Origin of the sequence: Pseudomonas sp. MWU12-2029, from assembly GCF_023242425.1 — a bacterium.
Classification (GTDB): Bacteria; Pseudomonadota; Gammaproteobacteria; order Pseudomonadales; family Pseudomonadaceae; genus Aquipseudomonas; species Aquipseudomonas kribbensis.
On record NZ_JALJDY010000013.1, the window covers coordinates 14,753 to 39,791 of the forward strand.

22 protein-coding genes are annotated in these 25,039 nt (G+C 60.5%); 14 read left to right on the top strand and 8 right to left on the bottom strand.

Annotated features, from left to right (window positions below; genetic code table 11):
- Positions 1 to 50 precede the first annotated feature (50 nt).
- From M5B44_RS26010 to M5B44_RS26030, 5 genes are all read left to right on the top strand, one after another.
- The gene (locus tag M5B44_RS26010) at positions 51 to 1,373 is read left to right on the top strand and encodes a hypothetical protein (protein ID WP_248740996.1); all 1,323 of its coding nucleotides are present in this window, start codon (positions 51 to 53) and stop codon (positions 1,371 to 1,373) included.
- Positions 1,374 to 1,523: 150 nt separating this feature from the next.
- Entirely contained in the window at positions 1,524 to 2,006 is a 483-nt protein-coding gene (locus M5B44_RS26015; RefSeq protein WP_085712425.1) for a MarR family winged helix-turn-helix transcriptional regulator, read from the top strand.
- The gene (locus M5B44_RS26020) at positions 1,996 to 3,465 is read left to right on the top strand and encodes an efflux transporter outer membrane subunit (RefSeq protein ID WP_248740997.1); all 1,470 of its coding nucleotides are present in this window, start codon (positions 1,996 to 1,998) and stop codon (positions 3,463 to 3,465) included. The genes M5B44_RS26015 and M5B44_RS26020 overlap by 11 nt, the downstream gene beginning before the upstream one ends.
- Before the next feature lie 15 nt (positions 3,466 to 3,480).
- On the top strand, positions 3,481 to 4,683 hold the full coding sequence (locus M5B44_RS26025) for an efflux RND transporter periplasmic adaptor subunit (protein ID WP_085712423.1): 1,203 nt from the start codon (positions 3,481 to 3,483) through the stop codon (positions 4,681 to 4,683).
- A gap of 153 nt (positions 4,684 to 4,836) precedes the next feature.
- Positions 4,837 to 6,366: a DHA2 family efflux MFS transporter permease subunit gene (locus M5B44_RS26030; RefSeq protein ID WP_096822287.1), complete on the top strand. Its 1,530-nt coding sequence runs from the start codon at positions 4,837 to 4,839 to the stop codon at positions 6,364 to 6,366.
- Positions 6,367 to 6,486: 120 nt separating this feature from the next.
- Here the strand turns inward: M5B44_RS26030 and lpxH are convergent, their stop codons facing one another.
- Positions 6,487 to 7,242: a UDP-2,3-diacylglucosamine diphosphatase gene (gene lpxH, locus M5B44_RS26035; protein WP_248740998.1), complete on the bottom strand. Its 756-nt coding sequence runs from the start codon at positions 7,240 to 7,242 to the stop codon at positions 6,487 to 6,489.
- Positions 7,239 to 7,745, bottom strand: coding sequence for a peptidylprolyl isomerase (locus M5B44_RS26040; protein ID WP_085712420.1), 507 nt, complete (start codon positions 7,743 to 7,745; stop codon positions 7,239 to 7,241). Before M5B44_RS26040 ends, lpxH begins: the two co-directional genes overlap by 4 nt.
- Before the next feature lie 251 nt (positions 7,746 to 7,996).
- Here M5B44_RS26040 and M5B44_RS26045 point away from each other — a divergent pair, with 251 nt between their 5' ends.
- From M5B44_RS26045 to M5B44_RS26055, 3 genes are all read left to right on the top strand, one after another.
- Entirely contained in the window at positions 7,997 to 9,697 is a 1,701-nt protein-coding gene (locus M5B44_RS26045) for a glutamine--tRNA ligase/YqeY domain fusion protein (RefSeq protein ID WP_248740999.1), read from the top strand.
- 20 nt (positions 9,698 to 9,717) lie between these two features.
- The gene (cysS, locus tag M5B44_RS26050) at positions 9,718 to 11,100 is read left to right on the top strand and encodes a cysteine--tRNA ligase (protein ID WP_085712418.1); all 1,383 of its coding nucleotides are present in this window, start codon (positions 9,718 to 9,720) and stop codon (positions 11,098 to 11,100) included.
- A gap of 174 nt (positions 11,101 to 11,274) precedes the next feature.
- Positions 11,275 to 12,483 (top strand): MFS transporter, encoded by a 1,209-nt coding sequence (locus M5B44_RS26055; protein WP_248741000.1) that lies wholly within the window; start codon positions 11,275 to 11,277, stop codon positions 12,481 to 12,483.
- 67 nt (positions 12,484 to 12,550) lie between these two features.
- Here M5B44_RS26055 and M5B44_RS26060 read toward each other — a convergent pair whose 3' ends face one another.
- Entirely contained in the window at positions 12,551 to 13,423 is an 873-nt protein-coding gene (locus M5B44_RS26060; protein WP_248741001.1) for an undecaprenyl-diphosphate phosphatase, read from the bottom strand.
- A gap of 130 nt (positions 13,424 to 13,553) precedes the next feature.
- Positions 13,554 to 15,392 carry a sigma-54-dependent Fis family transcriptional regulator gene (locus M5B44_RS26065; RefSeq protein WP_248741002.1) on the bottom strand — a complete coding sequence of 613 codons (1,839 nt, stop codon included), beginning with the start codon at positions 15,390 to 15,392 and terminating at the stop codon, positions 13,554 to 13,556.
- Between the two features lie 249 nt (positions 15,393 to 15,641).
- Between M5B44_RS26065 and M5B44_RS26070 the strand changes: the two genes are divergently transcribed.
- Genes M5B44_RS26070 through M5B44_RS26095 form a run of 6 tightly spaced genes read left to right on the top strand, consistent with a single transcriptional unit; the run spans position 15,642 to position 21,591 of the window.
- Positions 15,642 to 16,736: an ABC transporter ATP-binding protein gene (locus M5B44_RS26070; RefSeq protein ID WP_192552013.1), complete on the top strand. Its 1,095-nt coding sequence runs from the start codon at positions 15,642 to 15,644 to the stop codon at positions 16,734 to 16,736.
- A complete protein-coding gene (locus M5B44_RS26075) occupies positions 16,736 to 17,845 on the top strand; it encodes an ABC transporter ATP-binding protein (protein WP_248741003.1) in 1,110 nt (369 codons plus the stop codon). Before M5B44_RS26070 ends, M5B44_RS26075 begins: the two co-directional genes overlap by 1 nt.
- Positions 17,842 to 18,708 (top strand): carbohydrate ABC transporter permease, encoded by an 867-nt coding sequence (locus tag M5B44_RS26080; RefSeq protein WP_085712412.1) that lies wholly within the window; start codon positions 17,842 to 17,844, stop codon positions 18,706 to 18,708. The genes M5B44_RS26075 and M5B44_RS26080 overlap by 4 nt, the downstream gene beginning before the upstream one ends.
- Before the next feature lie 9 nt (positions 18,709 to 18,717).
- Positions 18,718 to 19,518, top strand: coding sequence for a carbohydrate ABC transporter permease (locus M5B44_RS26085; RefSeq protein WP_114884047.1), 801 nt, complete (start codon positions 18,718 to 18,720; stop codon positions 19,516 to 19,518).
- 10 nt (positions 19,519 to 19,528) lie between these two features.
- Positions 19,529 to 19,801, top strand: a complete 273-nt coding sequence (locus M5B44_RS26090) for a DUF2160 domain-containing protein (RefSeq protein ID WP_039767461.1) — start codon at positions 19,529 to 19,531, stop codon at positions 19,799 to 19,801.
- Positions 19,802 to 19,848: 47 nt separating this feature from the next.
- Positions 19,849 to 21,591, top strand: a complete 1,743-nt coding sequence (locus M5B44_RS26095; RefSeq protein WP_085712410.1) for an ABC transporter substrate-binding protein — start codon at positions 19,849 to 19,851, stop codon at positions 21,589 to 21,591.
- A 43-nt stretch (positions 21,592 to 21,634) separates the two neighbouring features.
- Here M5B44_RS26095 and M5B44_RS26100 read toward each other — a convergent pair whose 3' ends face one another.
- Genes M5B44_RS26100 through M5B44_RS28865 form a run of 4 tightly spaced genes read right to left on the bottom strand, consistent with a single transcriptional unit; the run spans position 21,635 to position 24,859 of the window.
- Entirely contained in the window at positions 21,635 to 22,513 is an 879-nt protein-coding gene (locus M5B44_RS26100) for an alpha/beta fold hydrolase (RefSeq protein WP_248741004.1), read from the bottom strand.
- On the bottom strand, positions 22,510 to 23,460 hold the full coding sequence (locus tag M5B44_RS26105) for a class I SAM-dependent methyltransferase (protein WP_248741005.1): 951 nt from the start codon (positions 23,458 to 23,460) through the stop codon (positions 22,510 to 22,512). Before M5B44_RS26105 ends, M5B44_RS26100 begins: the two co-directional genes overlap by 4 nt.
- Positions 23,457 to 24,680, bottom strand: coding sequence for a YcaO-like family protein (locus M5B44_RS26110; RefSeq protein WP_248741006.1), 1,224 nt, complete (start codon positions 24,678 to 24,680; stop codon positions 23,457 to 23,459). The genes M5B44_RS26105 and M5B44_RS26110 overlap by 4 nt, the downstream gene beginning before the upstream one ends.
- Before the next feature lie 50 nt (positions 24,681 to 24,730).
- Positions 24,731 to 24,859: a hypothetical protein gene (locus tag M5B44_RS28865; RefSeq protein WP_256576931.1), complete on the bottom strand. Its 129-nt coding sequence runs from the start codon at positions 24,857 to 24,859 to the stop codon at positions 24,731 to 24,733.
- Between the last annotated feature and the right edge of the window lie 180 nt (positions 24,860 to 25,039).

Sequence of the window (25,039 nt, forward strand, 5' to 3'; positions counted from 1 at the left end):
CAGCTTCAAGGCTGCAGATTGCGACTGCCCGAAACGTCCCGGGGGCGCCCATGGTTCGTTTGAGTATGGTTTTGCTCGGCAAGGATTTTGTCCGCCGGCGCTGGTCAGCACTGGCGTTGACCGGTGTTGTCTGGGGCGCGGCCGGGGTGGCGATCTTCATCGATGCGCTGGACGGTGTCCTGTATTTCCCGCTGCATGTGTTCGGCTATCTGTTGTTGCTCGAAGCCTTGATCATCTTGCTGGTGCCGGCCCCGCAAACCGGCACGGCGGCGGCTTTGCGCAAGGCGCGGGGGCTGGCTTTTCTGCTGTTGGGGCTGCTGATTGTCGACCGGCAACATGCTGCCGGCCTGATTCTCGCGGTGCTGTTCGGTGCGGCTTTTCTGCTCGACGGCGGTTTTCGACTGGCGGCTGCAGTAGTCGTGCGCTTCGTCGGTTGGCAAATGTCACTGCTGGCGGGGTTGTTCGAGATCGGTTTTGCGCTGTTCATCCTCGAACCGTACCCGACGCTTTACAAGGGGACGGTGCCGTTCTGCATCGGCATGAGTATCTTTCTCTCGGGCTGCGCCCTGTTGCAGCAGGCCTTGCGGTTCAGGAACGGGCATTCGCCGGTGGCACCTTCCCCGGTGTACGCACCGGCAAACGGTGGCGCGTTGGTGATCCATGTCTGGACACCCAGTGGTACGGTTGATGACACCCTGGTGCGCAATCGGTTGCTCAACCGATATATCGCGGCGGTCGATATCAACGGCGTTATCTCCGCCGGCCACGCGGCACTGGAATGTGGGCGGGACCTCTACATCAGTCATTATCCGCTGGACGATATCGATCGTTCGGCAGGGGATTTTGTGCGGTTGCTGCGGGCCACGCCGAACAACGATGTTCCCGGCAGGTTTCTGCAGGACTATGCGAGCGAAGTTGACGACTGGTGCCCGTCGTCGGTTCAGGTCAGTTTCGTGCATTACGACGCCGCACGGCTGCAGGCGTTCTGGGCGGACTATCGGCAGAACACCACCTACAACCTCACCAGCCGCAATTGCTCGAGTGCCGTTGCGCACAGCCTGGAAGCGGCACTGGAAGGTGCCATGAATCGCGGCCATTCGAGCATGCTGGATTTTGCCCGGGTCATCACCAGCCCCGAATTCTGGGTCGCGGCCCAGGTGCGCAAACGCGCCGAGGCCATGGCCTGGACGCCGGGGTTGCTGCTTGATTACGTGTGGGCGCTGCATGCTGCCATCGAGCCGACGCCGCCGGGCTGGCACAGCATTTATGCGGTAGCCAAACGCGCCTGTGGTTATGCGGCAACGGCTTTGCGTGGGCGGGAAGTCCATCCCCTTCAGCCGCCCTCGATGAATCATCCCTCCGACAAATCCTGAGCGGCTTCATGCCGAGTCGCTGCCCGGCAGAAAAACCCAGTCCGCTGGTCAACTAATTACAAAGCAACCTAACTATTACGTTGACATTCGCTGCCTAGGCAGTAACATCTCGACATACATTCACTGCCTAGGCAGTTATTAGGTGCGCACATGAAGCATTTCACCCCGGACGAATTCAAGCATTGCCATCTCGGCCTGTTGCTCGGCCGTGCAGCCTTGCTCAAGGACAGGATCATCGACACCCACATGGAACCCCACGGCATCACCGCCGCGCAGTTCAAGGTGTTGATCATCATGGCCCAGTACGGCGTCGACACCCCGGCCGAGTTGTGCCGGCACCTGTCGCTGGACAGCGGTTCGATGACCCGCATGCTCGACCGTCTGGAGCAGAAAGACTTCCTGGTGCGCCAGCGCAGCGAAGGCGATCGCCGTCAGGTGCAGTTGAAGCTCACCGGGCAAGGTCAGGCGCTGGCCGATCGTCTGCCGCACATCGGTGCCGACGCTATGAACGAGTTGGCCGGCGGCATTACTCCGGACGAGTTGAAAACCCTGGAATACATCCTCAAGAAAATTTTGCTGGCGGCCGGTGACCCCATCACCATCCAGCGGTTAGGTGAACACAATGAGCGGTAAAACCTTGCGCAGCAGCCTGACACTGGTGCTGTCGGCGATGATTCTCACCGGTTGCGCCAACTACAGTGGCCTCGATACCCATGGCAAAAACCTTGATGCGAAAGACCTCAAGGTCGGCCAGTCCCTCAATGGCGTGACGCTGTCGCCGGCCGCGTGGCCAAAGAGCGACTGGTGGACCAGCCTCGGCGATCCGCAGCTCGACGGCCTGATCCGCGAAGCCCTGCACGACAGCCCGGACATGCAGATCGCCGACGCCCGCGCCCATCAGGCCAGCGCCGCTGCGTATGCCGCCGATGCCGAACGTTATCCGACCCTCGACGCCAGCGCCGGCATTACCCGTTCGCGCCTGGCCAAGGATCAGGACCCGCGAGGGCAGGGCGATGCCTACGCCACCGTGCGCAACATCAGCGCCGGCTTCAATTACAACTTCGACCTCTGGGGCGGCCAGCGTGACGCCTGGGAAGCCGCACTCGGCCAAGCCCGCGCGGCTGAAGTCGACCGTCAGGCGGCGCAGCTGACACTCGCCGCCGACGTGGCCCGGGCTTACAGCGATCTGGGTCAGGCGCATATCGTTTATGACCTGGCCAACGAAGATTTGAAGCGCACCAAGCAGATGCTCGACTTGAGCCAGCGTCGTTTGAGCTCGGGAATCGACAGCCAGTACCAGTTCCAGCAGACCCAAAGCCTGGAAGCCAGCTCCGAAGCCAGCCTGATCGACGCCGAAAAGCGCCTGAACAGCGCGAAAATCGCTCTGGCGGTATTGCTTGGCAAAGGCCCGGATCGCGGCAACGAAATCGCCCGGCCGAAAGTCCTGCAGGCCAGTGCCGTCGCTGTGCCCTCGGTACTGCCGGCGGAATTGCTGGGTCGTCGCCCGGATCTGGTCGCCGCGCGCTGGCGCGTCGAGGCGGCGAGCAAGGACATCGACTCGGCCAAGACCCGGTTCTATCCGAACTTGAACCTGTCGGCCTCCGCCGGTGCCGAATCGTTATTGGGTGATGCGATGTTCGGGTCCGCCAGCCGCTTCTTCAACATCGCCCCGACCCTTTCGCTGCCGATCTTCGATGGCGGACGCTTGCGCGCCAACCTCGACGCTCGCGATGCCGATTACGACCTGGCCGTGGCGCAGTACAACAAAAGCCTGGTGAAAGCCCTGGGTGATGTCGGCGACACCATCAACCAGTTGCGTGACATCGGCCGGCAGATCGGCGCCCAGCAGCACGCGACCGAGATTGCCCAGGATTCTTACAACACCGTGGTCCAGCGTTACGGTTCCGGAATCGGCAACTACCTGGACGTGCTCAGCATCGAGCAGCAATTGCTGCAGGCCCAGCGTCAGCTGGCAACCCTGAATGCCGAGCAGATCGACCTGTCGATTCAACTGATGCAAGCGCTGGGTGGCGGCTTCCAGGGGCAGACCCTGACTGCCAGCAACGCCAGCCCAGCCACCACGCACAACTAATTCAAGGTATTTGTCATGGCCACTGCCGAAAACACTCAAGCTCAAGACAACACCCCCGACACCGGCAATCCGCGCAAACGCAAAGTGATGCTGCTGGTGCTGGCCGTCGTGGTTGCCCTCGCCGGTGCCGGCGTCTGGGCGTATCACGAATTCATCGGTCGCTGGAACGAAAGCACCGACGATGCCTACGTCAACGGCAACGTCGTGGAAATCACCCCGCTGGTCACCGGCACCGTGGTCAGCATCGGCGCCGACGATGGCGATCTGGTTCACGAAGGTCAGGTACTGGTCAACTTCGACCCGAACGACGCCGAAGTCGGCCTGCAAAGTGCCCAGGCCAAACTGGCGCGCACCGTGCGCCAGGTTCGCGGTTTGTACAGCAACGTCGATGGCATGAAGGCCCAGGTCAACGCGCAACAGGCGAACGTGCAGAAAGCCCAGGACAACTACAACCGCCGGAAAAACCTCGCCGCCGGCGGCGCGATTTCCCAGGAAGAACTGTCCCACGCTCGCGATGACCTGACCTCGGCGCAAAACGCCCTGGCCAACGCCCAGCAACAACTGAAAACCACCAGCGCGCTGGTCGATGACACCGTGGTTTCGTCGCACCCGGACGTGATGTCGGCCGCTGCGGATCTGCGTCAGGCTTACCTGACCAACGCTCGCAGCACGCTGATCGCGCCGGTTACCGGTTACGTCGCCAAGCGCACCGTGCAACTCGGCCAGCGCGTGCAGCCGGGCACCGCGCTGATGGCGGTGATTCCGCTGGATCAGCTGTGGATCGACGCCAACTTCAAGGAAACCCAGCTGCGCGACATGCGCATCGGCCAGCCGGTGGACATCGAATCCGATATCTACGGCAGCGACGTGAAATTCAGCGGCACCGTCGACAGCCTCGGTGCGGGCACCGGCAGTGCGTTCGCCCTGTTGCCGGCGCAGAACGCCACCGGTAACTGGATCAAGATCGTGCAGCGTGTACCGGTGCGGATTCACATCAACGCCGAAGAACTGGCCAAGCATCCGCTGCGCGTCGGTCTGTCGACCAATGTCGAGGTCAATCTGCACGACCAGAGCGGTCCGGTGCTGGCGCAGCAACCGCCGCAACAGGCCTCGTTCAGCACCAGCGTCTACGACCGCCAGTTGGGCGAAGCCGACGCGATGATCGCGCAACTGATCCACGACAACAGCGCTGCAGTCAGCAAGACCGCGCAACGCTGATCCCTTCCCCTGTGGGAGCGAGCTTGCTCGCGAAAGCGGTGTGTCATTCAGCATTAATTTATCTGACAGACCGCCATCGCGAGCAAGCTCGCTCCCACAAGGGCGGCTGCGTCTGCAAGTACGCAGTGCCAACCCGGTTTCATAGGATTCGCGATGAGCAATAACGCCTCTTTTTCGCCGCCCAGCCTGTTGCTCAGCACCATCGGCCTGTCGCTGGCGACCTTCATGCAAGTGCTCGACACCACCATCGCCAACGTGGCGCTGCCGACTATCTCCGGCAACCTCGGTGTGAGTTCGGAGCAGGGCACCTGGGTCATCACCTCATTCGCCGTGAGCAACGCCATCGCGCTGCCGCTCACCGGCTGGTTGAGCCGGCGTTTCGGCGAGGTGAAGCTGTTTCTCTGGGCCACCATGCTGTTCGTGCTGGCCTCGTTCCTCTGCGGTATTTCTACCTCGATGCCCGAGCTGATCGGCTTCCGGGTCCTGCAAGGGCTGGTGGCCGGGCCGCTGTACCCGATGACCCAGACGCTGTTGATCGCGGTGTATCCACCCGCCAGGCGAGGGATGGCCCTGGCATTACTGGCGATGGTCACGGTGGTGGCGCCGATTGCCGGCCCGATTCTCGGCGGCTGGATCACCGACAGTTACAGCTGGCCGTGGATCTTTTTCATCAACGTGCCGATCGGTGTGTTCGCGGTGATGGTGGTGCGTTCGCAACTGGCGAAACGTCCGGTGGTCACCAGCCGTCAGCCGATGGACTACGTCGGGTTGATCACGCTGATCATCGGCGTGGGCGCGTTGCAGGTCATCCTCGACAAGGGCAATGACCTGGACTGGTTCGAATCGAACTTCATCATCATCGGCGCGGCGATTTCGGTGATTGCCCTGGCGGTGTTCGTGATCTGGGAAATGACCGACCAGCATCCGGTGGTCAATCTGCGCCTGTTCGCCCACCGCAACTTCCGCATCGGCACGCTGGTGCTGGTGTTGGGTTACGCCGGGTTCTTCGGCATCAACCTGATCCTGCCGCAATGGCTGCAGACCCAGATGGGCTACACCGCGACCTGGGCCGGGCTGGCGGTGGCGCCGATCGGCATTCTGCCGGTGGTGCTGTCACCGTTTGTCGGCAAGTACGCGCACAAGTTCGACCTGCGCCTGCTGGCCGGACTGGCGTTCCTGGCGATCGGCCTGAGCTGCTTCATGCGCGCCGAGTTCACCAACGAAGTGGACTTCCAGCACATCGCGCTGGTGCAACTGTTCATGGGCATCGGTGTGGCGCTGTTCTTCATGCCGACCCTGAGCATCCTGATGTCGGACCTGCCACCGAGCCAGATCGCCGACGGCGCCGGTCTGGCGACGTTCCTTCGGACCTTGGGCGGTAGCTTTGCGGCGTCGCTGACCACCTGGATCTGGATTCGCCGGGCGGACCAGCATCATGCCTACATGAGTGAAAGCATCAGCACCTATGAGCCGGCGACCCGGGAAGCGCTGAACAACCTGGGCGGGGCGGGTAATCCGGCGTATGCGCAGCTTGATCATGTGCTGACCAGTCAGGCGTATATGCTTTCGACCGTGGATTACTTCACGCTGTTGGGGTGGGGGTTCATGGGGTTGATCTTGATTGTTTGGCTGGCGAAGCCGCCGTTTGCTGCCAAGGCAGGCCCGGCGGCCAGCGGCCATTAAGTTTGCAAGATCGTTCCCACGCTCTGCGTGGGAATGCAGACCGGGACGCTCCGCGTCCCATGCCGAAGCGGACGCGGAGCGTCCATTGAGGCATTCCCACGCAGAGCGTGGGAACGATCATCAGACGGTGGCAGGGGCGGGCAGTGAAGGCGGCGGTGCAAAATCAAACGGCGCCAACACAAACCCGTTCTCATCCACCTGCAACGCCCAGCCCTGACGATCCCAGTCCCCCAGCACAATCCGCTTCGCCGCCTGATCGCCGATCTGCAACTTGTGGATGGCCGGGCGGTGGGTGTGCCCGTGGACCAGGGTTTTCACCCCGTATTCCTGCATGATCCGCGGAATTTCCTCCGGCGTGACATCAACGATGTCATTGGCTTTCATCCGCGTCTGCGCCCGGCTCTCACTGCGCAGCTTGCGCGCCAGTTTGTGGCGGGTGCTCAACGGCAGGTGCCGCAGGATGAACAGGGTGACCGGATTACGCAGGTAACGACGCAGCTTCATATAGGCTTCGTCGCGGGTGCAGAGGCTGTCGCCGTGCATCAGCAGCACTGGCTCGCCGTAAAACTGCACGACACTCGGATCCTTCAACAGCGTGCAGCCGGCTTCCTTGCAGAAAGCCTTGCCGAGCAGAAAGTCGCGATTGCCGTGCATCAGAAATATGGCCGTGCCGCTGTCGCTCAATTCGCGCAGGGCCTGGCAGATGGAGCGCTGGAAAGGGGTCATGGCATCGTCGCCGATCCACGCCTCGAAAAAGTCGCCCAGGATGTACAGAGCACTCGCCGAGCGGGCGCGTCCGGCGAGCAAATCCAGAAACGCCCGGGTAATGTCCGGGCGCTCCTCTTCCAGATGCAAGTCTGAAATCAGCAATATCACGCTTCGATGATCTCGGCTTTCTCGATGATCACGTCGTCGCTAGGTACGTCCTGGTGGCCAGCCTTGGAGCCGGTCGAGACTTTCTTGATGCTGTCGACCACTTCAGTACCGGCGGTCACTTTACCGAATACCGCGTAGCCCCAGCCTTGAACGTTCTTGCCGCTATGGTTCAGGAAGCTGTTGTCGGCCACGTTGATGAAGAACTGCGCGGAAGCCGAATGCGGCTCCATGGTGCGGGCCATGGCGATGGTGTACTTGTCGTTGGAAAGACCGTTGTCGGCTTCGTTCTGGATGCTTGGACGCTTGTCTTTCTTTTCCTTCATGCCTGGCTCGAAACCGCCGCCCTGGATCATGAAGTTACCGATGACACGGTGGAAAACGGTGTTTTCGTAGTGACCGGCTTTGACGTACTCGATGAAGTTGGCCACGGTGATCGGGGCTTTTTCAGCGTTCAGTTCGATGACGATGTCACCGTGGTTGGTGGTCAGTTTGACTTGAGTCATGGTCAGTACTCTTTATAAGGAATTCGTGGTTTTGGAGCCTCACGCCCCGCAACCGGTTCAGCCTGCTTAGGCCAAGGTGCGCAGTTTAGCGTGACAGGCGCGAATTTCGAGGCAGTTTTTCAATTGCCGGCGATTAAATGCGCGCCTTTATAAGAGTGTGCTCTGTCAGGCCCTTGACAGCATCGGCTATGATAGCGGCTTTGTTTTGTCTGGCCCCCTTTGCGGCCGCGCACATGTAAGTCAAGGATCCTATGAGCAAGCCCACTGTCGACCCTACCTCGAATGCCAAGTCCGGCCCTGCCGTGCCGGTCAATTTCCTGCGGCCGATCATCCAGGCAGACCTGGACTCGGGCAAGCACACCCAGATCGTCACCCGTTTTCCGCCTGAGCCCAACGGCTACCTGCACATCGGCCACGCCAAGTCGATCTGCGTGAACTTCGGCCTGGCCCAGGAGTTCGGCGGCGTCACGCACCTGCGTTTCGACGACACCAACCCGGCCAAGGAAGACCAGGAATACATCGACGCGATCGAAAGCGACGTCAAATGGCTGGGCTTCGAATGGTCCGGTGAAGTGCGCTACGCCTCGCAATACTTCGACCAGTTGCACGACTGGGCCGTCGAGCTGATCAAGGCCGGCAAGGCCTACGTCGACGACCTGACGCCTGAGCAGGCCAAGGAATACCGCGGCAGCCTGACCGAGCCGGGCAAGAACAGCCCGTTCCGCGACCGTTCGGTGGAAGAGAACCTGGACTGGTTCGCCCGCATGCGCGCCGGTGAGTTCCCGGACGGTGCCCGCGTGCTGCGCGCCAAGATCGACATGGCCTCGCCGAACATGAACCTGCGCGACCCGATCATGTACCGCATCCGCCACGCCCATCACCATCAGACCGGTGACAAGTGGTGCATCTACCCGAACTATGACTTCACCCACGGTCAGTCGGACGCCATCGAAGGCATCACCCACTCGATCTGCACCCTGGAGTTCGAAAGCCATCGTCCGCTGTACGAGTGGTTCCTCGACGCACTGCCAGTGCCGGCGCACCCGCGTCAGTACGAGTTCAGCCGTCTGAACCTCAACTACACCATCACCAGCAAGCGCAAGCTCAAGCAACTGGTCGATGAAAAGCACGTCAATGGCTGGGACGATCCGCGCATGTCGACGCTGTCGGGTTTCCGCCGCCGTGGCTACACCCCGGCGTCGATCCGCAGCTTCTGCGACATGATCGGCACCAACCGTTCCGACGGTGTAGTCGACTTCGGCATGCTCGAGTTCAGCATCCGTCAGGACCTGGACGCCAACGCTCCGCGCGCCATGTGCGTGCTGCGTCCGTTGAAAGTCGTGATCACCAACTACCCGGAAGACCAGGTCGAGAACCTCGAACTGCCGCGTCATCCGCAGAAAGAAGACCTCGGCGTGCGCAAGCTGCCGTTCGCCCGTGAAATCTACATCGACCGCGATGACTTCATGGAAGAGCCGCCAAAAGGCTACAAGCGCCTGGAGCCGAACGGCGAAGTGCGTCTGCGCGGCAGCTACGTGATCCGTGCCGACGAAGCGATCAAGGACGCCGACGGCAACATCGTCGAGCTGCGTTGCTCCTACGATCCGGACACCCTGGGCAAGAACCCTGAAGGCCGCAAGGTCAAAGGCGTGATCCACTGGGTGCCGGCCGCTGCCAGCGTCGAGTGCGAAGTGCGTCTGTACGATCGCCTGTTCCGTTCTCCGAACCCGGAGAAGGCCGAAGACAGCGCGAGTTTCCTGGACAACATCAACCCTGACTCACTGCAAGTGCTGACCGGTTGTCGTGCTGAACCCTCGCTGGGCAATGCACAGCCGGAAGACCGTTTCCAGTTCGAGCGCGAAGGCTACTTCGTCGCGGATATCAAGGACTCGAAACCAGGCCAGCCGGTATTCAACCGTACCGTGACCCTGCGTGATTCGTGGGGCCAGTGATCAAGTCTTAAGGAACCATCGTGCTTTCGATCTACAACACGCTCACCAAGAGCAAAGAAGTCTTCAAGCCGCTGGATGGCAACAAGGTGCGCATGTACGTCTGCGGGATGACCGTGTACGACTACTGCCACCTGGGCCACGGCCGCAGCATGGTCGCGTTCGACCTGGTGACCCGCTGGTTGCGGTTCAGCGGTTATGACCTGACCTACGTGCGCAACATCACCGACATCGACGACAAGATCATCAATCGGGCCAACGAGAACGGCGAGTCGTTCGAAGCGTTGACCGAACGCATGATCGCCGCGATGCACGAAGACGAAGCGCGTCTGAACATCAAGAAGCCGGACATGGAACCGCGCGCCACGGATCACATCCCTGGCATGCACGCGATGATCCAGACCCTGATCGACAAGGGTTTCGCCTACGCCCCGGGCAATGGCGACGTGTACTACCGCGTCGGCAAGTTCATGGGCTACGGCAAGCTCTCGCGCAAGAAGATCGAAGATCTGCGCATCGGTGCGCGGATCGAGGTCGACGAAGCCAAGGAAGATCCGCTGGACTTCGTGCTGTGGAAAGGCGTCAAGCCGGGCGAGCCGAGCTGGGAATCGCCGTGGGGCGCCGGGCGTCCGGGCTGGCACATCGAGTGCTCGGTGATGTCCACCTGCTGCCTCGGTGAGACCTTCGATATTCATGGCGGCGGCAGCGACCTCGAGTTCCCGCACCACGAAAACGAAATCGCCCAGAGCGAAGCGGCCACCGGCAAGACCTACGCCAACGCGTGGATGCATTGCGGCATGATCCGCATCAATGGCGAGAAGATGTCCAAGTCCTTGAACAACTTCTTCACCATTCGCGACGTGCTCGACAAGTACCACCCGGAAGTCGTGCGTTACCTGCTGGTGTCGAGCCACTACCGCAGCGCGATTAACTACTCGGAAGACAACCTCAAGGACGCCAAGGGCGCCCTGGAGCGTTTCTACCACGCGTTGAAAGGCCTGCCGAACGTGGCACCGGCTGGCGGCGAAGCCTTCGTCGAGCGTTTCACCACGGTGATGAACGACGACTTCGGCACGCCGGAAGCCTGTGCGGTGCTGTTCGAGATGGTGCGTGAGATCAACCGTCTGCGCGAGAGCGATCTCGATGCAGCGGCCGGTCTGGCGGCGCGCCTGAAAGAACTGGCCAGCGTGCTGGGTGTGTTGCAGCTCGAAGCCGATGACTTCCTGCAGGCCGGCGCCGAAGGGCGTGTCGATGCAGCTGAAGTCGACGCGCTGATCGCTGCACGTCTGGCGGCACGTGCCGGCAAGGACTGGGCCGAATCCGACCGCATCCGCGACCAGCTCACCGCCATGGGCGTGGTGCTGGAAGACGGCAAAGGCGGCACGACCTGGCGTCTGGCTGACTGATTGCTGTGATTGGCTTCAAAACAAAACCCGCCTTGTGCGGGTTTTTGTTTTTCTGCTGTTCAGGCGGTGGTTGCTTTTGCTCTGCGCGTAGGTCTTGATGTCTGACGCGGCCAACATGGGCTGCAGCCCTTGCAGCGGGATGCTGGTCGGCGACGTTTATGGAATGGAGACATCATGGCAAACCACTATCGCGAACTCCTGACAACCCCTGGTGCAACGGGGTTGGTGCTCGCGAGCTCTATTGCGCGATTGCCGCAGGCGATGATCGGCATTGGCATCATTACCATGCTGGTGGAGCAAACCGGGGTCTACTGGCTGGCCGGTGCAGTCGCCGGTACGTTCACCCTCGCCAATGCGCTGATCGGCCCGTACATCTCGAGACTCGTCGATCAGCGTGGCCAGAGCCGTGTGTTGCCCGTCGTGACGACTTTCAGCATCGGCATGTTGCTGGCGCTGATCTTTGCCGTTTATATGAGGGCGCCGGCGGCATTGCTTTTTGTGCTGGCTGCATTGGCGGGCACCATGCCGAGCATGCCGTCGATGATCCGTGCCCGCTGGACGCAACTGTTCCGGGGCAAGCCGCAGCTGCACACGGCGTTCTCTCTGGATACGGTGCTGACCGAACTCGCTTACATCATCGGCCCACCCTTGGCGATCGGTTTGAGCGTGAGCCTTTTTGCCGAAGCCGGGCCGCTAGTCGCGGTCGGGCTGCTGGCCGTCGGGGTGACGGCGTTTGTCCTGCAGCGTCAGACCGAACCCAAGGTTGTTGTGGGTCAAACGAGGCATACGGGTTCAACCCTGCTGATTCCCGGTGTTCCCACCATCGTGCTGGCGCTGTTGGCGATGGGGGCAATCGGAGGCTCGATCGATGTCGCCGTTGTCGCCTTCGCCAATGCGCAAGGCTGGCCTGCCTCTGCGACCTTCATCCTCGCCGCCTATGCATTCGGTTCGCTGGTGGCGGGCTTGACGTTCGGTGCCTTGAGGGTTTCCCTGCCGATAGAAAAGCAGTTCTTTATCGGGATATTGGTCACGGCCATCACAGGCGTATTGCCGCTGTTCTCACCTGACGTTTATGTCCTCTCGGCGATGCTGTTTATCGCCGGCATATCCTTTGCGCCAACGATGGTCGTGGTCATGAAGCTGGGGACGATCATCATCCCGCCGTCGAGGATCACCGAAGGGCTGACATGGATGACCACCGGCATCAGCATCGGCGTCGCCCTGGGTGGATTGCTCTCGGGTCTGATCATTGATGCCTATGGCGCTCGGGCAGGATTCGGCGTCGCCATTTTCGCCGGGCTGGGGATACTGATAGTGGTGCTGGCCGGGCTGCGTACATTGGGTGCCGTATCAACAACGAGTGTTGAACCGACCTGCCAGTAACCTGCGTTGTATGAAGCCACAAAAAACAAAACCCGCACCAGGCGGGTTTTGTTTATTGCGGCGGACCTTAACTCAAGAGCCCGGTGCTGACCGCGACGATCAGGAAAATCCCCAGCAATGCGCGGTAAATCACGAATGGCCACGTGGAGAATTTCTCCAGAAAGCGCATCAGGCCCCAGATCGCGAAAAACGCCGAGATACTGGCAATCACCAGTCCGAAAATCAGGTGCGCCCAGGCCTGCGCCGGCAGTTGCGCATGGAACAACACCCACAACTCCTTCAAACCCGCCAGCGCGATGGCCGGCAGCCCGAGCAGGAAGGAGAAGCGTGCCGCTTCTTCACGTTTGAAGTTGAGGAACAGCGCCGCCGTCAGCGTCGAGCCGGAGCGCGAAACGCCGGGAATCAGCGCCCCGATCTGAGCGATACCCACGATCAACGCATCACGCAGACGCATTTCGCCGACGGTGCGGCGATGGCGACAGGTGAGTTCGGCGATGGCCAGCAGCACAGCCATTACCACGCAGGAAATCCCGATCACCATCAAACCGCGCAACGGCGAGTTGCAGGCATTGAGCGTCGACGACAGGGCGATGCCGGCAATACCGATGGGGATGGTCGCCAGCACGATGGCCACCGCGAGGATGAACCATTGATTGTTGAAATCCCGTTGTCGCACCGCCTCCAGACTGCCGGTCGCGACCTGTCTCACGTCACGCCAGAAATAACTGACCACCGCCGCCAGTGCGGCCAGTTGCATCGCGGCGGAAAACGCCGAGCCGGGATCCGGCCAGCCGAGCAGGGCCGGAACGATGCGCATGTGGGCGGTGGAGGAAACGGGCAGCAATTCGGTGATGCCTTGAATGACGCCGAGGATGCCGATCTGCAGGTAATCCAGCGAGGCGAAGCCGATATCAAGGCCGGTAGAACAGATGTTGGTCAAAGAACTTACCCTGTGAGGATCAGGAAGAGGGGGGCGAAAACCTGAAACATTTCGTCACAGTCTAGCTGGTACGGTCAATGGGTGCAGTGAAGGGTTTTTTAGGGGGATCGGGCGCCTTCGCGAGCGGCAGTCAGCCTTCAGCCTGGCGCAAGCGCTTATAAAGGGTATTGCGGCTCACCCCCAACCGCCGCGCCAGATGAGAAATATTGCCCCCGGCCGCCTGCAATTCCCGATTCAACGCCTCGCTGTCGTTCAGATCGATCCCCAAGGGCTCCGGCGTTTCCAGCGGCTCCATCTCCAGATCGGCAAAAAAATCATCCGGCAGATGCTCTGGCCTTACCGGTTGTTCTTCGGCCATGGCCAGCGCCACCTGCATCACGCTGCTGACCTGGCGCAGATTGCCCGGCCATGGATGCCGGTCGAACAATTCCAATACTTCGCGACTCAATCCCGCCCATTGCGTCGGTTCGCGATGTTGTTCCCACAAGCGCTTGAACAACGCTTGTTTGTCACTGCGCTCGCGCAGCGGTGGCAGTTCCAAAGTCAGGCCGCCGATGCGGTAGTACAAATCTTCACGAAACCGCCCCAGTTGCACCTGTTCGCGCAACGAGCGGTTGGTGGCGGAGATGATCCGCAGATCCACCGGGAACAATTCGCTGCTGCCCACCGGTTGCACGCAACGCTCCTGCAACACCCGCAGCAGGCGGGCCTGGGTCGGCAGCGGCATGTCGCCGATTTCGTCGAGGAACAACGTGCCTTTGTCAGCCTTGCGGATCAGGCCGATGCTGCCTTTCTGGTTGGCGCCGGTGAAGGCGCCTTTCTCGTAGCCGAACAGCTCGGATTCCACCAGTTCGGCGGGGATCGCTGCGCAGTTCACGGCGATGAACGCCTGTTTGCTGCGGGAGCTGGCCTGATGCAAGGCTTTGACGAACACTTCCTTGCCGACCCCGGTTTCACCGTGAATCAACAGTGGAATGTCTTTCTCCAGCAGGCGTTCAGCCTGACGCACGGCTTTTTCCACGCGGCTGTCGCCGAAGTGCAGGGTGTTGAGGCTGATCGCTGCAGGTGGGACAGGTTTGGGTTCCTCGGTAAACACCCGCGCCTGAATCGGTGCCTGTTTAGGCCGCTTCAACAGGCACTGGAATCGATTGCGCCCCGACGTCTGCAAGGAAAACGGCAAACCGTCCGGCTGATTGAGCAGCTCCAGCAACGACACCTTGAACAGACTCTCGACACTCACCCGCGAAAGTCGCACACCCAGCAGATTGTCGGCCCGGCGGTTGGCCGACAGAACCTGACCGCTCTCATCGAAAATCAGCAAACCCGCCCATTGGCTGTCGAGGTTGTTCAACCCGGTGTTAAAGGTCAGTTGAAAATGCTGGCCGTGGAACAGGTTGAGGATCAGCCGGTTCTCAACGGTCTGACTCATCATCTTGACCATGCCGAGGGTGTGCGAGGGCGGCAGGTAGCTGTCACTGGACACATCAAGCACCGCGATGACCTTGCGTTCGGCGTTGAAAATCGGCGCGGCGGAACCGGTCATGAAGCGGTTGGCCTTGAGGAAATGCTCGTCGTGCTCGATGTGCACCGCCTGCTCGCAAGCCAGCGCCGTGCCGATGGCATTGGTGCCGCTGGCGTGTTCCATCCAGCTTGCCCCGGCCTGAAAACCCCGCGCCAGATTTGGCTCGATGAAGCGCTGGGTGCCCCAGGACGTCAGCACCTGGCCCTGATTGTCGGCCAGCATGATCAGGCAGTTGGAATTGCTCAGGATGTTCTCGTAGTACGGCAGCACTTCCTGATGGGTGGTCTGCACCAGCGAGTGGTGACTGTCGAGCAACTGCGCGATACCGGAGGCGGGCAACTGATCGAACGCCGGAGCACTTTGATGCTTGAGACCGAAGGCGCGGCAACGGGACCAGGAGTCCTGGACGATGGCTTCGTGGGAAAGCGGCGGGGCAGGTGCGGACATGGCAGTCAGCCTCTGAAAGTAGCGTTTTTATTATTGTTATGAGGCCCGTCGGGACCTGAAAAGCATCGATAGAGTGTTGTTCACCATTGTTCATTGTCAATCGTTGAACTGTTCAAATGTGTTCAGCAATGAAGGTGGTTTGCCCGCGCTTTCGGCGATTTTCGCGGTGAATCAACGGCTTGGGATTTCTGGCACGAATGTCGCTCTAGTGCACACGTCGCTTGACTCCAATAATAAAAAGGCCGAGCCATGTCACTCACCCTGGAGCACGTCAGCCGCACCGTCGAGGGCCAGACCTGGATCGACGATGCGAACCTGAAATTCGAAGCCGGATCCTTCAACGTCCTGCTCGGGCGCACGCTGTCCGGCAAGACCAGCCTGATGCGCCTGATGGCCGGTCTGGACAAGCCCGACAGCGGCCGCATCCTGATGAACGGCGTCGATGTCACCCAACGCCCGGTGCGTCTGCGCAACGTGTCGATGGTCTATCAGCAGTTCATCAATTACCCGACCATGACGGTGTTCGAAAACATCGCCTCGCCTTTGCGCCAGGCCGGGATCTCCAACGAACAGATCCAGAGCAAGGTGCAGGAAACCGCGAAGATGCTGCGCATCGAGAAGTTCTTGAAGCGCTATCCGCTGGAGCTGTCCGGCGGTCAGCAACAGCGCACGGCCATGGCTCGGGCGCTGGTCAAGGATGCCGAGCTGATCCTGTTCGATGAACCGCTGGTCAACCTCGACTACAAACTGCGCGAAGAACTGCGCCAGGAAATGCGCGAGCTGTTCAAGGCGCGCCATACCATCGCCATCTACGCCACCACCGAGCCCAACGAAGCGCTGGCGCTGGGCGGCACCACCACCATTCTTCACGAAGGCCGGGTGATCCAGAGCGGCCCGTCGACCGAGGTCTATCACCAGCCACAAACGGTGCTCGCGGCTGAGCTGTTCTCCGAGCCGCCGATCAACCTGATGCCGGGGCGCATCGCCGGTAACGAAGTGAGTTTCGCCAACTTCGTGCACTTCCCGTTAAACGTCGATCTGCGCCCGGTGGGCGAGGGCGAGTTCCGTTTTGGCGTGCGTCCGAGCCATATCTCGCTGGTGCCGAGCAACGATGACGACCTCGAATTGGCCGTGACCGTCGAGGTGGCGGAGATTAGTGGTTCGGAAACCTTCCTGCACGTGCGCAACGAGCATTTCCTGCTGGTGCTGCATCTGCCGGGTGTTCACGAATACGACGTCGATGCGCCGATCCGCATCTATATCCCGACCCATAAACTGTTTGTGTTCGATGCGCAGGGCCGTCTGGTGCAGGCGCCGGGCCGGCGTGTCGCGAGGGTTGCCTGATGGCCGAAATTCGTTTGCAACACCTTGCCCACAGCTACAGCAAAACCCCGGGCGGGCCGGAAGACTACGCCATCCGCGAAATGGACCACATCTGGGAGCAGGGCGGCGCCTATGCCTTGCTCGGGCCGTCGGGTTGCGGCAAGTCGACCTTGCTCAACATCATTTCCGGCCTGCTCAGCCCGTCTCAGGGGCATGTGCTGTTCGACGGCAAAGCGGTCAACGACCTGACCCCGGAGAAGCGCAATATCGCCCAGGTTTTCCAGTTTCCGGTGGTGTACGACACCATGACCGTGTTCGACAACCTGGCCTTTCCGTTGCGTAATCAGGGCATGGCCGAGGCCAAAGTCCACAGCAAAGTCCAGGAAATCGCCGAAGTCCTCGACCTGCAAAACCTGTTGAGCAAAAAGGCGCGCAACCTCACCGCTGACGAAAAACAGAAAGTCTCCATGGGGCGCGGGCTGGTGCGCGACGACGTCTCGGCGATCCTCTTCGACGAGCCGCTGACGGTGATCGACCCGCATCTGAAGTGGAAACTTCGGCGCAAGCTCAAGCAGATCCACGAGCAGTTCAACATCACCATGGTCTACGTCACCCACGATCAACTGGAGGCCTCGACCTTCGCCGACAAGATCGCAGTGATGTACGGCGGCCAGATCGTCCAGTTCGGCACACCCCGGGAATTGTTCGAGCGGCCGAGCCACACCTTTGTCGGCTACTTCATCGGCAGCCCCGGAATGAACCTGATCGAGGTGCAGCCGCAACCGGGCGGGGTGGGTTTCAACTCGACTCATCTGCCACTGTCCGACGCGCTGCTGCGGCATATCGAACACGGCCAGTGGAAAAATCTGAAGGTCGGCATCCGCCCCGAGTTCATTCATGTGTGGGACGAGCCGTTTGACGACGCGATGCAGGCGCGGGTCGTACACGTCGAAGACCTCGGTACCTACAAGATCATGACCCTGGATCTGGACGGCGCACCGCTGAAAGTGCGTCTGGCCGAAGACAAACCGGTGCCCCAGGGCACGGCGTACATCAGCTTTCCGGCGCAGTGGCTGATGGTCTACGCCGATGAATTCCTGCTCGAAGCCAGCGAAGAGGTGCAGCCATGAACAAGGTGCAGAACAACAAGGCCTGGTGGCTGGTGTTGCCGGTGTTCCTGCTGGTGGCCTTCAGTGCGGTGATCCCGATGATGACCGTGGTCAATTACTCGGTGCAGGACATTTTCGATCAGTCCAGCCGCTACTTCGTCGGTGCCGACTGGTACAAGCAGGTGCTGCTTGATCCGCGTCTGCATGACTCGTTGTTGCGCCAGTTCATCTATTCGGCGTGCGTGCTGCTGATCGAAATTCCGCTGGGAATTGCCATCGCCCTGACCATGCCGACCAAGGGCCGCTGGTCATCGGTGGTGCTGATCGTGCTGGCGATTCCGCTGCTGATTCCATGGAACGTGGTCGGCACCATCTGGCAGATCTTCGGTCGCGCCGACATTGGCCTGATGGGATCGAGCCTCAATGCCATGGGCATCAGCTACAACTACGCGGCCAACACCATGGACGCCTGGGTCACGGTGCTGGTGATGGACGTGTGGCACTGGACCTCGCTGGTGGCGCTGTTGTGTTTCTCCGGGCTGCGGGCGATTCCCGATGTGTATTACCAGGCGGCGCGGATCGACCGGGCTTCGGCCTGGGCGGTGTTCCGCCACATTCAACTGCCCAAGCTGAAGAGCGTGCTGCTGATCGCGGTGATGTTGCGCTTCATGGACAGCTTCATGATCTACACCGAGCCGTTCGTGCTCACTGGCGGCGGGCCGGGCAATGCCACGACCTTTCTGAGTCAGACGCTGACCCAGATGGCCGTAGGCCAATTCGACCTGGGGCCGGCGGCGGCGTTTTCGCTGGTGTACTTCCTGATCATCCTGCTGGTGTCCTGGCTGTTCTATACCGCCATGACCCACAGCGATGCCAACCGTTGAGGCCCGGCCATGAGCAAGAGAAAACTGATCCCGTTGCTGCTCTACATCCTGTTCCTGCTGGTGCCGATCTACTGGCTGCTGAACATGTCGTTCAAGAGCAACACCGAAATCCTCGGCGGCCTGACGCTGTTTCCCCAGGATTTCACGCTGCACAACTACAAGGTGATCTTCACCGATCCGAGCTGGTACACCGGTTATCTCAACTCGCTGTACTACGTGAGCCTGAACACGGTGATTTCCTTGAGCGTGGCGTTGCCGGCGGCTTATGCGTTTTCCCGTTATCGCTTTCTCGGTGACAAACACCTGTTCTTCTGGCTGCTGACCAACCGCATGGCGCCGCCGGCGGTGTTCCTGCTGCCGTTCTTTCAGCTGTATTCGTCAATTGGTCTGTTCGACACCCACATCGCGGTGGCGCTGGCGCATTGCCTGTTCAACGTGCCGCTGGCGGTGTGGATTCTCGAAGGATTCATGTCCGGCGTGCCCAAGGAAATCGACGAAACCGCCTACATCGACGGCTACAGCTTTCCCAAGTTCTTCGTGAAGATTTTCATCCCGCTGATCGGTTCCGGCATCGGGGTGACGGCGTTTTTCTGCTTCATGTTTTCCTGGGTCGAACTGCTGCTTGCACGCACGCTGACTTCGGTGAATGCCAAGCCGATCGCGGCGGTGATGACGCGCACGGTGTCGGCGTCCGGCATCGACTGGGGCGTGCTGGCAGCGGCGGGGGTGCTGACCATCCTGCCGGGCATGCTGGTGATCTGGTTTGTTCGCAACCACGTGGCCAAGGGCTTTGCCCTGGGCCGGGTCTGAGGAACTGATGATGGAATGGATGAGCTGGACCGTCCCGACGGCGGCGTTTTTCATCGTGATTGGCTTGATCCTGGTGGGCATGACCACCTGGGAGCTGCGCTCGCCGAGCATCCTGCGGCGCGGGTTTCTGCCGATTGCCACCACCCGTGGCGATCGCTTGTTCATCGGTCTTCTCGGCAGCGCCTACCTGCATCTGCTGGTGATCGGCGTAACCGACTGGAGCATCTGGGTGGCGTCCGCGTTGTCCCTGGTGTGGCTGTTGGCTGTGATGCGTTGGGGCTAGTCGAATCGCTCGGCAATGTTGCTCCAGAACTTAAACAGGAGGTCTCTATGTTCGACAAAAACAATAAGCTGCGACATAGCATTTCATTGGCAGCCATGCTGGCACTCAGCGGTTTGAGCGCATCCGCCTGGGCCGATGCCTACGAGGACGCGGCAAAAAAATGGATCGGCAGCGAGTTCAAGCCGTCGACCCTGACACCGGAGCAGCAACTCGAAGAACTGAAGTGGTTCATCAAGGCCGCCGAGCCGTTTCGCGGGATGGACATCAAGGTCGTCTCGGAAACCCTGACCACCCACGAATATGAATCCAAGGTGCTGGCCAAGGCCTTCAGCGAAATCACCGGGATCAAGCTGACCCACGACCTGCTGCAGGAAGGCGACGTCGTGGAAAAAATGCAGACGGTGATGCAGTCGGACAAGAACATCTACGACGGCTGGGTCAACGACTCGGACCTGATCGGTACGCACTTTCGCTACGGCAAGACCGAGTCGATTACCGACCTGATGGCCAACGAAGGCAAGAACTTCACCTCGCCGACCCTCGACATCAAGGACTTCATCGGCATTTCCTTTACCACCGCGCCGGACGGCAAGATCTATCAATTGCCCGACCAGCAATTCGCCAACCTGTACTGGTTCCGCGCTGACTGGTTCGAACGCGCCGACCTGAAGGCCAAGTTCAAGGAAAAATACGGTTATGACCTCGGCGTGCCGGTGAACTGGTCCGCTTATGAAGACATCGCCAAATTCTTCAGCGAAGACGTCAAGGAAATCGACGGCAAGCGCATCTATGGGCACATGGACTACGGCAAGAAAGACCCGTCGCTGGGCTGGCGCTTCACCGATGCCTGGTTCTCCATGGCCGGGGGCGGCGACAAGGGTCTGCCCAACGGCTTGCCGGTGGACGAATGGGGCATCCGCGTCGAGGACTGCCATCCGGTGGGTTCCAGCGTGACCCGCGGCGGCGACACCAACGGCCCGGCGGCGGTGTTCGCCACGACCAAGTATGTGGACTGGCTCAAGGCCTACGCGCCACCGGAAGCGGCGGGCATGACCTTCTCCGAGTCCGGCCCGGTACCGTCCCAGGGCAACATTGCCCAGCAGATCTTCTGGTACACCGCATTCACCGCCGACATGACCAAACCGGGCCTGCCGGTGGTCAACGCCGACGGCACGCCGAAATGGCGGATGGCGCCGTCGCCACGCGGACCGTACTGGGAAGAGGGGATGAAGCTGGGGTATCAGGACGTGGGTTCCTGGACCTTCATGAAATCCACGCCTGAGAAGCAGAAACTCGCGGCCTGGCTGTACGCGCAGTTCGTGACCTCGAAAACCGTGTCGCTGAAGAAAACCATCGTCGGCCTGACGCCGATCCGCGAGTCGGACATCAACTCGCAAGCCATGACCGACCTGGCACCGAAACTCGGCGGTCTGGTCGAGTTCTACCGCAGCCCGGCCCGGGTGCAATGGACGCCGACCGGCACCAACGTGCCGGACTACCCACGTCTGGCACAACTGTGGTGGAGCCATATCGCCGAAGCCGCCAGCGGCGACAAGACCCCGCAACAGGCGCTCGACGGTCTGGCCAAGGATCAGGACGCGATCATGACCCGTCTGGAACGTTCCAAGGCCCAAGCCACTTGCGCCCCGAAAATGAACCCCGAGCGCGACGCGCAATACTGGTTCGACCAACCCGGCGCACCAAAACCAAAACTGGCCAACGAGAAACCGAAAGGCGAAACCGTGAGCTACAACGAACTGCTCAAGTCGTGGGAGGCAGCACGCAAGTAAGCGTTTTGGGGGACCAGAACGGCACCTTCGGGTGCCGTTTTTTTCAGCTCTCGATTTCACGTTTCACCGCCCGGCGCACGGTTTTGAGGATGGCGCTTTCGAAGGCGTTGTGCCCGGCATGCAGCAAACGGCAGTGAATGTTCATACGTTGCCTGAGCCAGCGCACACTGGCCATGCCGAAGGTATCGCGAATGCCCTGGATCAGCAGGGTGTTGTCGTCGAGGGTCAGCTTCTGGTCCCTTGGCTGGAAGAAATAGCCTTGAAGGTGATAATGCAATTCCAGACGGATGGCGAGTACCGCTTCCTGATCGACGAAGCTCTCCAGTGTGCCGGGACAAACCGTCTGGCCCGTGCGACGCAGAACAGCATTCAGCCATTCGATGGCGGCGACGCGCTGTTGCAGCGGGCAGCCTTCGCCGAGTATCCGGAAGATGTCTCTGGCGCGATGGCTTGAGGTCGCTGGTGGCGACTGCGCCAGCCCTTCATTGAGTGCCCGGTCGTACGCCCGGACATTGGTCGCGAAAGGTACGAACACTGATACCAGCGTGGTTTTCAGCAGGTGCTGCGGATAGCGCTGCTGGTACTGGATTGCCAGCCAACTGCCCCACGAAACACCGAGCACACTGATCTTTTCGAAGCCGAAATGCTGGCGCAGAGCGTCGATATCTTCGACACACAGGCCTGTGGTGTTGTCGCGCAATTCGCCGTAAGGCGTCGAGCGCCCGCAACCGCGCTGGTCAAACAGGATGATGTCGAAACGGCGCAGGTCGAAGAATTCCAGGTGATGGCGGCTGATTCGCCCGCCGGGGCCTCCATGCAGGAAAAACACCGGTTCACCTCCAGTGATCCCATGCCGTTCCCAATAGAGTTGATGACCGTCGTCGGTTGGGTAAAAGCCTCTGCCGTGCAGGGAAAACGTCATGCGGTTGCGACCTTCAGGCGATAGAACTGGAACAGTTCCGTTTGTCCCGGACGTGCCGCGACGCTGGATTCCAGTTGCAGGTTGTGAGCGGCGGCGAGCCAGACGACAGGGATCAGCACCGGGGTGTGACCGAAGACGAGGATTCTGCCGCCAGGCTTGACGCAACGAATGAGCGATTCGAATGCGGTCCGGGCTTCAGAGCGGGTCAAGACTTCGACATTGAGGAAACGCAGGATCAGTACATCGCAGCGAATTCCGGCATTGAAGGCCTCGGTCGCATCCAGCAAATGGAAATCAACGGACGTCCCGCCATGACATTGCCTGGCGTGTTCAATCATCGAGGCTGAGCGATCACTCCCCAGGCACAGGCAGTCGGGCAGGGCGCGAGCGAGGTGAGCGATGAATTCGCCCGTCGAACAGGCGGGGTCGTAGATCAACGCGCCGGTTTCGGTGATTGCCTGGAGCAGCCCCGCGCACTGTTCGCGCAGATGTTGCTCATCGTTGTTCAATTGTTCGGCCAGTGATTCGCTGCATTGCCAGAAGTCAGCCGGACAAACCACTTCCCGTCCTGCCGCGTCAACTATCGGAAACGGGAACAGGATCTCGCTGTCAGGCAGACGTAAAGCTCGTTCAAAGGTCTGCGCCCTCTGTTCGACAGAGGCAGTCCGATAGCCGATCGACAAACCCTCATCCCCCCATAGTGAGTGGAGATGCGGACCCAGCAACATGCAGGGCTTGAGTGCGCTGCTGGACTGCCATCGAAAATGCCGGTCACGTTGCAGGCGCTTGCGGCCGACCCAGACCTCGCCATTCACCCGCAGGAAAAAAACGTGATGCAGTCCGCTGCCTGGCGGTTCGAGGTAATGGCCGACGCCACCGTTCTCGTTCAGGTGTCGGGCCATGGAGCTGGCCAATGCCAGTTCCCGGGAGCGATCGAGTCGGTTCATGGGGCGGCTCTCTCCAGAGTACGACCCCGGGCCTGCGGAATGACAACGTTACCGCTGGAGACCACGAAGAACCTCTCCAGTCCGGGAATCACCACGTTGAGCAGGGTTGTGCCGAGCCCGGTTTGCTGAAGGATCGAAGCACCCAGTGTACGGCCGTGGCTTTGCAGGTCTTGAGTCAGCAAGTGAAGTTGTTCGTGCACGGATATGTCCTCTCTGACGCCGGGTAGAGCCACCTCGTGTTGCGGGCAGCGATGCAACAGCGTCTGCGGATCGAATTGCGCGCAGCGCAGCAGGCGCGGGAAGGGCTGCAGGTTGCGCAGTGCATTGGTCAGGGACTGGTGGTATTCGGGCTCGGCGGCACTCAATTGCAACTGCACCAGTTCACTGAGCGCACGCCATGCGGCGTGACGTGGGTCGAGTGAACAGCCACTGCCGTAAACCTGTGGATGAGGCCCCGGCTTCGTCGTGAAGGCCAGAAAGGTTCGTGCCTTGAATTCGCTGCTGATATCCGCCAGCACGATTTCGCCGTCGATTTCCTGTTCGGCATCGGCCCACAGACGACCGAGGTCATCGCCGTCACTGAGGCGGGCCACCCGTCGCAGGGGCGGGTGGTTTTCGTAATAGAAATGGTTGAGCAGAAACAGCGACACGGCATCGCGTTCGATGCATTCGTTGGCAGCGTGCAGCATCGCTTCGCTGTAAGTGGCGCCAATGGCGGTGCCGCTGTTGCTGGCGTAGCGTCGCACGGCACGGCAGTCGGCCGTGCCCGGTGATGAAGGCTGACGTGAATTGTTTGGCGAAGTCAGCGCAACCGGATAGGAAAAACGGTCATGCCACGGCGGACAGACATAGGTCCTGCAGGGGATGCGCACGTTTTGCTGACAGGTGAGCCTGTGCAGAAGCGAGTCATCGGCAAAGATCGGCGAGTCTTTGAAATAGTGCTCCGTCTCGTGGTGAACATCGGTCGCAAAGCGTTCATCCGTCCAATAATGTTCGAGGGCTTCATACAGCGCCCCCAGGTGTGCCTGATCCGTATAACCCTTGCCACCGCCACGGGCATGACGATTGTCGCTGCCGTGAAGACTCGCCTGAACGGCGACCACCTTGCTGCCGAGTGTGCGGGTTACCGGCGTGAGGCCGAGGCGTGAAAGCTCGATCTGAATACGTCGCTCTGCCTGATCGGCCGTCAGCTCACGCTCGGCCATCCTTGTCTTGTCCATGAGTACCTTCCTGGAAAGCCCGCGAGGGCGCGCGGCCCTCGCGGGTCTTGTCACTCGGCGTTCAGTTCCGCCTGTTCTTCTTCGGTCAGTTGCAGTGCTTCGATCTGCTCGGCCGAAGGGGTTTCCTGTTCGTCGAGTTCATCGATCTGGTTGGCGTTCCAGCTGCCCATGTAGCCCATGAGTTTTCTCCTTGGTTGTTGTTTGAGTGTGCTGTTGCAAGCACGAGCCGAATCTAAGAGGGCAGTGACGAGGGGGTCAAAAATGTCCAGACGTTTCCGTTCGCGGTATTTTCCCGCGCCGAAATACGTACTGATAAATCTTGAATAGACGCATCAGGATCAACGCAAAGGCATGTTTTG